Raw genomic sequence first — 12091 nt, 5'->3', positions numbered from 1 at the left:
TCAGCCTCCCTGCACGGCGGTGAGGACCTCGACCCGGTCGCCGTCGGCGAGGGCGGTCGTCGCCCACTCCGCGCGCGGGACGACGGTCTCGTTGACGGCGGCGGCCACCCCGCGCGGCGCCGCGGTGAGGCTCTGCACGAGGGCGTCGAGAGCGGTGCCCGGGGCGATCTCCCGGCGCTCCCCGTTGACGGAAATCAGGACCGGGCTGTTCATGCGGGCTGCTCCAGCTTCTCCACGAGCGCGGCGCCGAAGCGCTGCGGGGCGAACGGACGGGCCTCCTCCGGCAGTTCACCGGCGACCAGGGTGTGCGCCAGCACGTCCCCGGTGACCGGCGTGAGCAGCACCCCGTTGCGGTGGTGCCCGGTGGCCAGCAACAGCCCGGCCAGGCCGGACGGGCCGAGCAGCGGCGCGTTGTCGGGGGAGCCGGGGCGCAGCCCGGCCCGGGTCTCGGTGAGCGGCAGCTCGGTGATGCCGGGCACCAGCTCGTGGGCGTCGCGCAGCAGCTCGTACACGCCCCCGGCCGTGACCGTCGTGTCCCAGCCCAGCTCCTCGCTGGTGGCGCCGACGACCAGTTCGCCGTTCTCCCGGGGCACCAGGTAGACGTGGCTGCCGCGCACCACGGCCCGTACGGTCCGGCTCAGGAACGGTGCGTACCGGCGCGGCACGGTCAGCCGCAGCACCTGCCCCTTGACCGGCCGCACCGGCGGCAGCAGCTCGTCCGGCACGCCCGCCAGCCGTCCGCTCAGGCTGCCGGCTGCGAGCACCACCTGGTCCGCGCCCAGCGCGGTGCCGTCCGCCGTGGTGACCCCGGCGGCCCGGTCCCGCACCACGTCCAGCCGCTCCGCCCACACGCGGTGGAACACCACCCCGGCCCGCTCGCACGCGGTCACCAGGGCCGCCGCCAGCCTGCGCGGGTCGATCTGGTGATCGGCGTCCACCCGCAGCCCGCCGCGCACGCCCGGCGCCAGCATCGGCTCCAGACGCCGGCAGTCCCGCCCGGACAGCCACTCCGAGGCGAGCCCCGAGCGCTGCTGGAGCCCGTGCAGTTCCCGCAGGTGGGCGCGGTCGTCGGCGTCCAGTGCGACGGCGAGGGTGCCGCACCTGCGGTAGCCGAGGTCGTGGCCCGTCAGTTCGGTCAGCTCGGCCGCGAAGTCGGGGTAGCGGCGGGCCGATTCCAGGTTCAGGGCGAGCAGGGTCTCCTCGCCGTAGTGCAGTTCGGTGACCGCGGCCAGCATTCCGGCCGCGACCTGCGCGGCCCCGCCGCCGGGCTCGGGGTCCACCACGGCCGTGGCGAGCCCGCGCTGCGCCGCGCGCCAGGCCGTGACCAGGCCGATGATTCCGCCCCCGATGACGAGGACGTCGGACGTACGTGACGACATGGGCGTCCAGCCCCTCCCTTCGCCGGCATGACCCGGATCAGGTTCGTACGGTCGGAGGCCGCCAGCCTCCCTCTCAGCCCGGTGCGTCCGGGCTCCCGCGAGTGCTTGTACGGTGGCCACCCTAGCCCGCAGCCCTCCGCACCCGTAAGGGAGCCCCGTTCCATGGCCCGGTCGCTCGACGGACTGATCCTCGCCCCGGTGGCGGACCAAGCCCCAGGTCAGGTGGGTACCCGCACCCGTTTCACGTACCACGAGCAGGACGGCGGGATCTGGGCCGAGTACGCGGGCGGCGATGTCGTACGCGGCCATCTGGTGGGCACCCGTGAGGGGGACCGGCTGGACTTCCGGTACGTCCAGCTGAAGACCGACGGGACGACCGCCTCCGGCCACTGCGTGTCCGCGGTCGTCGAACTGCCGGACGGGCGGGTGCGGCTGGAGGAGACCTGGGAGTGGGAGTCCCAGCCGGGCTCCGGCACGAGTGTTGTGGAACAGGTCACCGGGCAGGCCCCCTGACTGACGGATCGTCAATTGTCTATGGTGATCGGGTGAGCGAGCAGACAGCGGAAGAGGGCACGGCGGCGGGGCGGCGCGTGGTCGTCGTCGGCGCGGGCATGGCCGGGGTGCAGACCGCGGTCGCCCTGCGCGAACAGGGCTTCCGGGGCGGTGTGACCGTCATCGGCGCCGAGCCGCACCAGCCGTACGACCGGCCGCCGCTGTCGAAGGCGGTACTGCTCGGCAAGGCCGAGGACTCCGCCTTCGAGGTGGACTTCGAGTCCCTCGGGGTCGAGCTGCGGCTCGGCTGCGAGGTGCTGGGCCTGCGCCCGGCCGAGCACGAACTGGACACCGAGGCGGGCCCCGTGCCCTACGACGTCCTGGTCCTCGCCACCGGCGCCGAACCGATCCGGCTGCCCGGCGCCGAGGGCGTGCCCGGCGTGCATCTGCTGCGCACCCTGGACGACGCCGAACGGCTGCGGCCGGTGCTCGCCCGCCAGCACGACATCGTGGTCGTGGGCGCCGGCTGGATCGGCGCCGAGTTCGCCACCGCCGCCCGGGAGGCCGGCTGCGCGGTGACCGTCGTGGAGGCCGCCGAGCACCCGCTCGCCGGCGCCCTGCCCGCCGAGGTCGCCGCGCCGATGGCCGCCTGGTACGCCGAAGCGGGCGCGGAGCTGCGCACCCGCGCGCGCGTGGAGCGCGTCGAGCCCGGCGAGGTGCTGCTCTCCGACGGCACCCGGCTGCCCGCGGACGCCGTCGTCGTCGGCATCGGCGCCCGCCCCGCCACCGCCTGGCTGGCCGGCTCCGGCGTCGAGCTGGGCCCGCACGGCGAGGTCCTCACCGACGACCGCCTGCGTGCTTCCGTGCCGGACGTGTACGCCGTCGGCGACTGCGCCTCCTTCCCCTCGGCCCGCTACGGCGAACGGCTCCTCGTCCACCACTGGGACAACGCCCTGCAGGGCCCGCGCACGGTCGCCGCGAACATCCTCGGCGAGACCCCGGCGGTCTACGATCCGGTGCCGTACTTCTGGTCCGAGCAGTTCGGCCGGTTCGTGCAGTACGCCGGCCACCACGCCGCGGCCGACCGCATGGTGTGGCGCGGTGACCCGGCGGGCCCGTCCTGGACGGTGTGCTGGCTGCGCGAGGGCCGCCTGGTGGCGCTGCTGGCGGTGGGCCGGCCCCGGGACCTGGCCCAGGGCCGCCGGCTGATCGAGGCGGGCCGGACCATGGACCCGGACGCCCTGGCCGACCCGGGCCGCCCGCTGAAGGACACCACGGCCGGCTGAAGCGCCCGGGGAGGACCGCGGGAAACCGCGTGATCAGCCACGACGGACCCGCGGACGGCCCATGACGGATCGCGGCCTCTCCGGTGAAGCGCCTACGCTTGTCCCCGTGACCGAGATTGACGCAAAGATCGATGCTCTCGTCCCCGCCTGGCTCACCCTCCCCGACATCGCCGACATGCTCGGCGTCGAGGTGACGCGCGTCCGGCAGCTGGTCAAGGAGGGCCAGCTCATCGCCGTGCGCCGTGGTGAGAACAGGGCGCTGCACGTCCCCGCCGCCTTCATCGACGGGGACAAGGTCGTCAAGGGCCTGTCCGGGACCCTGACGCTCCTGCGGGACGACGGCTTCACGGTCGAAGAGATGATCGAGTGGCTCTTCACCCCCGACCCGACCCTGCCCGGCACCCCCGCGCAGGCCCTGAGCGAGAATCGCGGCACGGAGGTGAAGCGCCGCGCCCAGGCGCTCGCCGTCTGAGCCGACCCGCAGCAGGAGGTGGCGTGCGGGCCGGACGCCCGTACGCCACCGCCCCGAGCCACGGGGCACACCGACCACGGGGGGACCCGCGCATGTCCGACACCGCCCGCGCCGCGCTCGCCGACGCCCGCCTGTACCTCTGCACGGACGCCCGCAAGCGCCAGGGCGACCTGCCCGAGTTCCTGGACGCGGTCCTGGCCGGCGGTGTCGACATCGTGCAGTTGCGCGACAAGGGCATGGAGGCCGCCGAGGAGCTGGAGCACCTGGAGGTCTTCGCCGACGCCTGCGCCCGGCACGGCAAGCTGCTCGCGGTCAACGACCGGGCGGACGTCGCGCACGCCGCCCGCGCCGGCGTGCTCCACCTCGGCCAGGGCGACCTCCCGGTTCCCGCGGCCCGCGCCATCCTCGGCGACGGCATCCTCATCGGCCGCTCCACGCACGCCGAGGCCGAGGCCGCCGCGGCGGCCGTCCAGGAGGGCGTGGACTACTTCTGCACCGGCCCCTGCTGGCCCACCCCCACCAAGCCCGGCCGCCACGCCCCCGGCCTCGACCTGGTCCGGCACACGGCGGGCCTCGGCACCGACCGCCCCTGGTTCGCCATCGGCGGCATCGACCTCGGCACCCTGGACCAGGTGCTGGACGCGGGCGCCCGCCGGGTGGTCGTGGTCCGCGCGATCACCGAGGCGGACGACCCGGGCGCGGCGGCGGCGGAGCTCGCGAAGCGGGTGCGGGAGGCCTGCTAGCGCCGGTTCTGTCCACCCACTGGACAGGAAGGCGACAAATCGGGCAAATTACCGAGGTCTGGTTGGGGGACCGCCCACCCCTGGCTAACCTGCGGGTATGGCCCTCGGAACCGCATCCACCAGGACTGATCGCGCACGGACCGTGCGCGACATCCTCGCCACCGGCAAGACGACGTACTCGTTCGAGTTCTCGGCGCCGAAGACCCCCAAGGGCGAGCGGAACCTGTGGAGCGCGCTCCGGCGGGTCGAGGCGGTCGCCCCCGACTTCGTCTCCGTGACCTACGGTGCCGGCGGCTCCACCCGCGCGGGCACGGTCAAGGAGACCGAGCAGATCGTCGCGGACACCACGCTCACCCCGGTCGCCCACCTCACCGCCGTCGACCACTCCATCGCCGAGCTGCGCAACATCATCGGCCAGTACGCGGACGCCGGCATCCGCAACATGCTCGCCGTGCGCGGCGACCCGCCCGGCGACCCGATGGGCGAGTGGGTGCCGCACCCCCGGGGCCTGACCTACGCCGCCGAACTCGTCCGGCTCATCAAGGAGTCGGGAGACTTCTGCGTGGGCGTCGCCGCGTTCCCGGAGATGCACCCGCGCTCCTCGGACTGGGACACCGACGTCGCCCACTTCGTGGACAAGTGCCGTGCCGGCGCCGACTACGCCATCACACAGATGTTCTTCCAGCCGGAGTCGTACCTGCGGCTGCGCGACCGTGTGGTGGCCGCGGGCTGCGACACCCCGGTGATCCCGGAGGTTCTGCCGGTCACCAGCGTGAAGATGCTGGAACGGTTGCCGAAGCTGAGCAACGCCTGCTTCCCGGACGCCCTGAAAGAGCGGATCCTCTCGGCGAAGGACGATCCGGCGGCGGTACGCTCGATCGGTATCGAGTTCGCCACGGAGTTCTGCGCACGGCTGCTGGCCGAGGGAGTGCCCGGACTGCACTTCATCACGCTCAACAACTCCACGGCGACCCTGGAAATCTACGAGAACCTGGGCCTGCACCACCCCCCGCAGGCCTAGACCGGCCGCACCGCGATACGACACACTGCGTAGCGGTCACTGGGAGAGGGGCGTACATGGGCTGGACGGTCCTCTACATCGCGTTCGGCGTCGTCGCGCTGTGGTTGCTGGGCGAGGTACTGCTGCAGTACAAGGCGCGGCTGCGCTGGCGCCTGCTGGCCTTCGCCGGCTTCCTCGGCGTCGTGCTGGGCGTGCTGATGCCGTCCGTCGTCGTGATCGGGCTGGGCGCGATCGCCTTCGCCGTCGGGCAGACCTACGTCACGCTGTCGTTCCGCCGCGGCTTCGCCTCGGGCTGGGCGGTCAAGCGGCCCGACTCCGAGCCCGCCGGCGGCAGCAAGCGCCGCCGCGGCCGGGCGGACCGGCCCGGGCCGGACCCCCGGGACACCGACGCCGGGCCCGCCGGGACGGCCGACGAGCAGGCTGCCGACCAGGACGCGTACGGCTTCGGCCGGACGCACGGCGACTACGACGACGACTACGACCGCGACGACGTCTTCACCCCGGCCGCCTCCCGCACCGCCGAGCCCGCCGCCGCGGAGACCCCCACCGTCTACTCGCCGCAGCCCCTGCCCGAGGACACCGGCAACCACGGCGTCTACGGCGACCCGGCCCACGCGGGCACCGCCGCCCAGCAGGGCTACGCCTACGACTACTCCGGCTACGGCCAGCAGGGGTACGGCTACGACACCGCGGGCCAGCAGGGGTACGCCAACTACTCCGACCCGTACGTCGGCAGCCAGTCCTACGGGTCCTACGACCAGGGGTACGGCCAGCAGTACGGCCAGCAGGGCTACGCCCAGGACCCGTACGCCACCGGCGGTTACGGCCAGACCCCGGCCGGCGGGGTGTGGGTGCCGCAGCAGCGCAGCGACGAGACCTACGGCGGCGAACTCCCGCAGGAGCAGCCGTACCCGCACACCCCGGGCGGCCAGCAGCCGCAGCCCGGCGTCGGGTACGACGAGCAGTACCGCTTCTGAGGACCCGCCTCGCGCGGGCCCGTCACTGCGAGCCGCGGAACTCCGGCCCCTCCACGATCAGTCCGGCCACCAGCGCGCCCGACATACCGGCGTGCGGGAGGCCGCCGCCGGGGTGCGACCAGCCGCCGACGGCGAACAGACCCGGCACCGCCGTGGTGTTGGCCGGATGCAGCACTCCCTCGGCCCCGGCGAGCGCGGGCGGCGGAACGGCACCGCCCGTGGCGCCGGTCTCCCGCTCGGTGTCCAGCGGGGTGCGGACCTCCCGCCACAGCACCCGCTCGCGCAGCCCCGGTACGGCACGCTCGGCGGCCGCCACCAGCCGGTCCGCGAAGGCGTCGGCGGCCCCCGGCGCGGCCCAGTCGTACTCCGCGGCGGACGGCACGGTGGCCGTCAGCACCACGGACTCGTGCTCCGCGTCCGGACGCAGGGCCGGGTCGTCCGGCCGGTCCACGACGACCTGCGGCAGGTCGGGCAGCATCCCGTGCCGGAACAGGTCCAGATCCCCGTCGGCGTCGGCCGAGTGCACCACCGTGCGGTGCACCGCGCCGGACTCCCGCGCCCCGCGCAGCGCCAGGCACACGACCACCCGGCCCGGACAGCGGTCCTCGGGGTCCGGGGGCACGTCCCCGCTGCCGTACAGCTCCCGGTCCGGGAGCAGGCCGCCCAGCCGCCAGGGACCCGCGCCGACGACGAGGTCCGCCTCGGCCACCGTCCGGTCGGCCAGCTCCACCCCGGCCGCCCGGCCGTCCTTCTCCAGCACCCGGACGACCTCGGCGCCGAAGACGAACTCCACCCGGCGCTCCAGGCACCGCTCGTACACCGCGCGCGCCAGCTCCCGCACCCCGCCGCGCACGTACCAGGTGCCGAAGGCGTGCTCCATGTACGGCAGCACGGCCGCGCTCGCCGGAGCGATGCCGGGGTCGACGCCGTACGCGAGCGCGTACCCCTCCAGCAGCTGGGTCAGCCGGGGGTCGCGCAGCTCATGTCTGCCGATCTCGAACAGCTTGACCACACGGTGGGTGCGCAGCAGCCGCTTGTACCGGGTGCCCGGATACGGCTCCTTCTCGACCAGCACCTCCCAGTTGGGCCACAGCGGCTCTTCCAGCAGCGGCCGGCGGGTGCGGTCCCAGGCCTCGCGGGCGCGGACCAGGAAGTCGCCCCAGCGCTCGCCCGCCCCCGCGCCCAGCGCCTGGTCCAGCGCCGCGACCACGCCCGCACGGGAGGCGTTCGGCAGGGACACCTCCGTGCCGTCCGCGAAGACGTGCCGCGACGACGGGTCGACCTGGACCAGCTCGACGCAGTCCTCCAGCGGCTTCCTGCCGGTCTTGAGGAACAGATCGCGGTACACGGCGGGCAGTGTCAGCAGCCCCGGGCCCGTGTCGAAGCGGAAACCGTCCCGCTCGAACCGGCGCACCGCACCGCCGTACGTCTCCGTGCGCTCGTACACCACCACCCGGTGGCCCGCGACGGCCAGCCGGGCGGCAGCCGCCATCGCGCCCATCCCGGCGCCGATCACCGCAATCCGTGCCATGCCTGCGACTTTATCGGCCACCACCGACAACCCGGTCCGCCGGGCGGCCCGGGCACGGGTGCGCACAGCTGAGTACGTGTACTCAGATCGCGAGATGAGTACGTGCGCGGATGGGGCGCGGGCCGCCGGAACGAGAGAGTGGAGGCACGGCAGGGGGCGTGGCCCGGCACCGCCGACACGGGGCGGCGGAACGGCGCCCGCCCACCGGCCGCTCCTTCCGCCGATCCGTCGGCGGAAGCGAGACACGGGGGCCTCGGGGGAAGACCACCACGGGGGTCCGCACGGGGGAGCCCGTACGCGGGGGAGTACGGGAAGGAAGTACGGGGGCACGGGGGAAACACCGGGAGAACGGGGATCACGGGGGGATCCCGGGGGATCCCGGTGGTGCACGGGGGAACGGAAGGCGCCGGTCCGGAAGCGGACCGGCGCCTTCCTCGTGTGCCTTTCGGGCCGTGTGCGTGCGGGCTCAGACCGCGCCGCTGACCCGTCCCTGGAGCAGCCGGGACAGGGCCGCGTGGACGTCGTCCAGGGAGCGCTCCGGCTGGAAGGACTTCCAGTCCAGCGCGGCCACCAGGACCATGCCGACCAGCGCCGCCGCCGTCAGCTGGATGTCGATCTCGTCGCTGAACTCGCCGGCCGCCACGCCCTCGCGCAGCACCCCCTCGACCACCGCGACCGCCTCCTGCCGCACCACCATCAGGGTGGACTGCCAGGCCCGGTTGGTGCGCCACAGCTCGGCGACGTACAGCTGTGTGAAGGCCGGGTAGCGGTCGATGAAGACCAGTCCCGCGCGGACCATCGCGTCCAGCGCGTCCACCTTGCCGCCGCCCTCGCGTGCCGTCTGCTCGGCCGCCTCCTTCAAGGAGGCGGTGAGCAGGCCGACGCCGTGCCTGAGCAGCTCCTCGAAGAGAACGGACTTGCTCGCGAAGTTGTAGTAGACCGTGCCCTTCGCGACTCCGGCCCGCTCGGCGATCTCGTCCACCGTGGTCGCGGAGAAGCCCTGCTCGGCGATGAGGGTGACGGCCGCCTCGTAGAGCTTCTGCCGGGTGGCCTCGCGGCGCGTGCTGCCGCCGGCCTTGGCGCTGCTGCTTTCCATGGCCCTGATTCTCACAGGTACGCGCGTGTGCGGACGCCGCCCCCGGATCACAGGCTCAGCTCCGGGTGCAGCCGGGACGGCGTCCACACCTGCCGGCCGCGGGCCGCCAGGGCCGTCAGCGCGAGGGCGCCGGCGGTGAACGCGGTGAGCACACCGCACGCCTGCCACACCGGGCCGAGCCCGCCGCCCGTGATCAGCCGGCGCAGCGCGTCCACGATGTAGCTCATCGGCAGGAACGGGTGGATGGCGTTGAAGAAGCGCGGGCTGGTCTGCACGGGATAGGTGCCGCCCGCCGAGGTCAGCTGGAGCATCAGCAGCGCGAGCACCAGGATCCGGCCGGCCGCGCCGAAGCGGGCGTTCAGCCACTGCACGATCGCCGCGAAACAGGCCGTGACCAGGCACAGGAAGCCGATCGTGCCGGCCGCCCGCAGCATCTGCAGCCCGATCGCCCAGTGCAGTACGGCCATCAGCGCCACCACCTGGAGCACGCCCACCGCGACCACCGGCAGCCAGCCGGCCAGGGCGATCCGCCAGGCGGAGGAGCCGGCCGCGAGGGCCCGCCGGTTGAGCGGCGGGATCAGCATGTAGGCCACCATCGCGCCGACCCACAGGGACAGCGGGATGAAGTAGGGGGCGAACCCGGTGCCGTAGTTCGGTGCCTTGTGCAGGTCGTGGGAGGCCAGCTGGACCGGGTCGGCCATCACGCCGGTGCGCCGGTCGCGGTCCCGCTTGTCGTAGTCCGGGATCTTCTTCGCGCCCGAGTGCAGGCCGCCGGCCAGCTTGCCGGAGCCGTCCGAGAGCTTGTACAGGCCGCCGTTCAGGGTCTCGGCGCCCGACTTGGCGGTGCCGATGCCCTGGTCCAGCGTGACCGCGCCGGTGTGGGCGGTGCCGATTCCGGTGTGCAGCTTCTCGGCGCCGGCGGCGACCTTCTGCGCGCCGGTGTTCAGCTTGTCGATCTTCTTGACGGCGTCGTCGACGTCCTCGTACAGGTGGGGGGCGCGCGCGGCGAGGGCGTCGGCCTGCTTCTGCAGCGTGCCCAGGTTGTCCCGCATGGTCTTCAGGTCGCCGTTCTGGTCGGCGATCAGCGTGTTGAGGTCGTCGGCGACGGTGGCCACCTCGGCGGCGGCCGTCCTGGCCCGCTTCAGCTCGGGGCAGGCCGGGTCGGGGACGGCCACGCCCTCGCAGCGCTCCTGGTAGATCTTGTCGAGGAGGGCGGAGGACCCGTGGGCGATCTTCGCGGCGGCCGGCGCGCGCTTCACCAGCACGTCCAGGTTGTCCTTCACCGCCTTCGCCGAGTCGGAGACCAGCCGGGCGGTGTCCCCGATGGTCTTCTCGTTGGTCTTCAGGAACGGGCCCGCCTCGGCGTAGACGCCGTTGACCTTGTCGGCGAGCGCCTGGGTGCCGTCGGCGACCTGCCGGGAGCCCTCCTGGAGGTCGCCGGAGCCGGTGTCGAGCTTCTGCAGGCCCTTGGCCAGCTTGCCGCTGCCGCCCTTGGCGTCCTTCAGTCCGTCCGCGAGCTCCTTGGAGCCCTTCTCCGCCTTCCCGATGCCGCTGTTCAGCTTGTCCGCGCCCCGGGCCGCCGTGACGGTCTTGTCGTGGATGTCGGAGAAGGACACGAAGATCTTGTCCAGGAAGCCCCGGGAGGTCTTCGCGGACGCCGCCGAGCGGACCTCGTTGAAGACGGTGCGGGAGATCTGGCCGACGATGTAGTTGTTCGCGTCGTTGGTGCGCACCCGCAGGGCGCCGGTCTCCGGGGAGTCGCCCGAGCTGGAGGCGATGCGGCGGCTGAAGTCGGCCGGCATGGTCAGCGACAGGTAGTAGGTGCCGTCCTCGACACCCGCGCGGGCCTCCTCGTCGCTGACCTCGTGCCACTCGAAGGTCCGGCTGTCGCGCAGCCCGTCGACGATGTCGTCCCCCGCGGTGATCTTCTTCCCGCCCGCCGTGGCGCCCTTGTCGTCGTTCACCAGGGCCACCGGGATCCGGTCCAGACGGCCGTACGGGTCCCAGAAGGACCACAGGTACAGGGCGCCGTACAGCAGGGGCAGCACGAGCAGCGCGATCAGGGCGGCGCGCGGCAGCCTGCCGCGCCCGAAGCGCTTCAGCTCAAGCGCGGCCAGCCTCGGTGAGCGCATCGCCGGCTTCCTCCTTCTTCGGCTCGGGCTTCCCGGACTCGTTCGCGGGTGTGTTCCCGGGGCCGGCCTCGGGCGTGTTCCGAGGCTCGTTCGCGGGTGTGTCCCCGGGTGTGTTGCCGGACCCGTTCTCCGGCCCGGGCTTGTGCCGTTCGGCCCGCGTCCCCCCGGTCCGCACGGTGAGGCAGTCCCCGGGAGCGGCGCGGCACACGGCGACGACCGTCGTCCCCGCGCGCGTGAGGGACCGCAACGTGTCCCAGATCCCCTCGCGTTCGGGAGCCGAGAGCTTCATGTCGATGTCGTCCACGCCGAGCAGCCGGGGCCGCCCGAGCAGGGCCAGCGCGAGCGACAGCCGCACCTCCTGCGGCCGTTCCAGGTCGCGTACGGCCGTCCGGGAGCCCTTCGGCAGGGTCTCCAGGTCGAGTCCGGCGGCGGCCAGGGCCGCGTCGACCCGCAGCCGCGCCTCGTGCGCGCGCTGGGCGCGGGGATGCAGCAGCTCGCGCAGGGAGTCCTCGAACCGGCGCTGCAGCAGGGCCCGTTCGCGCAGGTGCTCGCCGACGGTGAGGGCCGGCTCCAGGTCGGTCACGCCGCTCACGTTGGCCACCGCGCTGACCCGGCGCAGGCCCGCCATGTGCCGGGGAAGTTTGAACCCGGCGACGGTGGCCACTCCTTCGGTGGGCTTCATCCGTCCCGTGAGCGCGAGCAGCAGACTCGTACGGCCGGAGCCGGACGGTCCCTCGATCGCGATCAGTGAGCCGGGCTCGGCCTCCAGGGTGATGCCGTGGAAGGCCCACCCCCGTGGCCCCTTGAGTCCGAGGCCCTCGGCCCTGACGTCCGCGCCGACCGTGGCATCCACTGGCCCCCCTGCATGGAGAATTTGAACTGACTGGTCAGTGCAAAAATACGCCCGAACCCACGATCGAGGCAAAAGCCCAGGTCGGGCCGGATTGTCAGTGGCGTACCGC

At 73.5% G+C, this 12091-nt stretch carries 12 protein-coding genes and 1 riboswitch; of the genes, 6 read left to right on the top strand and 6 right to left on the bottom strand.

Translation table 11 applies throughout. The annotated features are described in order from the left end of the window. Both thiS and thiO read right to left on the bottom strand, forming a co-directional pair. The gene (thiS, locus tag S1361_RS11620) at window positions 1-213 is read right to left on the bottom strand and encodes a sulfur carrier protein ThiS (protein WP_208031777.1); all 213 of its coding nucleotides are present in this window, start codon (window positions 211-213) and stop codon (window positions 1-3) included. Further along, entirely contained in the window at window positions 210-1379 is a 1170-nt protein-coding gene (thiO, locus tag S1361_RS11615; RefSeq protein WP_208031776.1) for a glycine oxidase ThiO, read from the bottom strand. The genes thiS and thiO overlap by 4 nt, the downstream gene beginning before the upstream one ends. Continuing rightward, window positions 1377-1488, bottom strand: a riboswitch (TPP riboswitch). Its footprint overlaps the gene before it by 3 nt. 53 nt (window positions 1489-1541) lie before the next feature. On the opposite strand from thiO, the gene S1361_RS11610 reads away from it, so the two are divergent. The 6 genes from S1361_RS11610 to S1361_RS11585 all read left to right on the top strand — a co-directional run bounded on the left by S1361_RS11610 (window position 1542) and on the right by S1361_RS11585 (window position 6370). Then, on the top strand, window positions 1542-1892 hold the full coding sequence (locus S1361_RS11610; RefSeq protein ID WP_208031775.1) for an avidin-fold protein: 351 nt from the start codon (window positions 1542-1544) through the stop codon (window positions 1890-1892). Window positions 1893-1924: 32 nt separating this feature from the next. After that, window positions 1925-3157: an NAD(P)/FAD-dependent oxidoreductase gene (locus S1361_RS11605; RefSeq protein ID WP_208031774.1), complete on the top strand. Its 1233-nt coding sequence runs from the start codon at window positions 1925-1927 to the stop codon at window positions 3155-3157. Between the two features lie 106 nt (window positions 3158-3263). After that, entirely contained in the window at window positions 3264-3629 is a 366-nt protein-coding gene (locus S1361_RS11600; protein WP_058080226.1) for an Rv2175c family DNA-binding protein, read from the top strand. Window positions 3630-3721: 92 nt separating this feature from the next. Next, window positions 3722-4372, top strand: a complete 651-nt coding sequence (thiE, locus tag S1361_RS11595) for a thiamine phosphate synthase (protein ID WP_208031773.1) — start codon at window positions 3722-3724, stop codon at window positions 4370-4372. Window positions 4373-4469: 97 nt separating this feature from the next. After that, complete coding sequence (gene metF / locus S1361_RS11590; protein WP_208031772.1) at window positions 4470-5393, top strand: methylenetetrahydrofolate reductase [NAD(P)H]; 924 nt, start codon at window positions 4470-4472, stop codon at window positions 5391-5393. Window positions 5394-5449: 56 nt separating this feature from the next. Beyond that, window positions 5450-6370, top strand: coding sequence for an SCO2102 family sporulation regulator (locus tag S1361_RS11585; RefSeq protein ID WP_208031771.1), 921 nt, complete (start codon window positions 5450-5452; stop codon window positions 6368-6370). A 22-nt stretch (window positions 6371-6392) separates the two neighbouring features. On the opposite strand, the gene S1361_RS11580 is transcribed toward S1361_RS11585, so the two are convergent. From S1361_RS11580 to S1361_RS11565, 4 genes are all read right to left on the bottom strand, one after another. Beyond that, window positions 6393-7901, bottom strand: coding sequence for a phytoene desaturase family protein (locus S1361_RS11580; protein WP_208031770.1), 1509 nt, complete (start codon window positions 7899-7901; stop codon window positions 6393-6395). Between the two features lie 466 nt (window positions 7902-8367). After that, window positions 8368-8997 (bottom strand): TetR/AcrR family transcriptional regulator, encoded by a 630-nt coding sequence (locus S1361_RS11575; RefSeq protein WP_208031769.1) that lies wholly within the window; start codon window positions 8995-8997, stop codon window positions 8368-8370. Window positions 8998-9044: 47 nt separating this feature from the next. Beyond that, the gene (locus S1361_RS11570; RefSeq protein ID WP_208031768.1) at window positions 9045-11129 is read right to left on the bottom strand and encodes a YhgE/Pip domain-containing protein; all 2085 of its coding nucleotides are present in this window, start codon (window positions 11127-11129) and stop codon (window positions 9045-9047) included. After that, a complete protein-coding gene (locus S1361_RS11565) occupies window positions 11101-11982 on the bottom strand; it encodes an ATP-binding cassette domain-containing protein (protein ID WP_243769143.1) in 882 nt (293 codons plus the stop codon). Before S1361_RS11565 ends, S1361_RS11570 begins: the two co-directional genes overlap by 29 nt. Window positions 11983-12091 lie beyond the last annotated feature (109 nt).

The organism is Streptomyces cyanogenus (assembly GCF_017526105.1).
GTDB classification, from domain to species: Bacteria; Actinomycetota; Actinomycetes; order Streptomycetales; family Streptomycetaceae; genus Streptomyces; species Streptomyces cyanogenus.
Note: the sequence above shows the minus strand (reverse complement) of the source record. Positions and strands in the feature narration are given on the sequence as shown.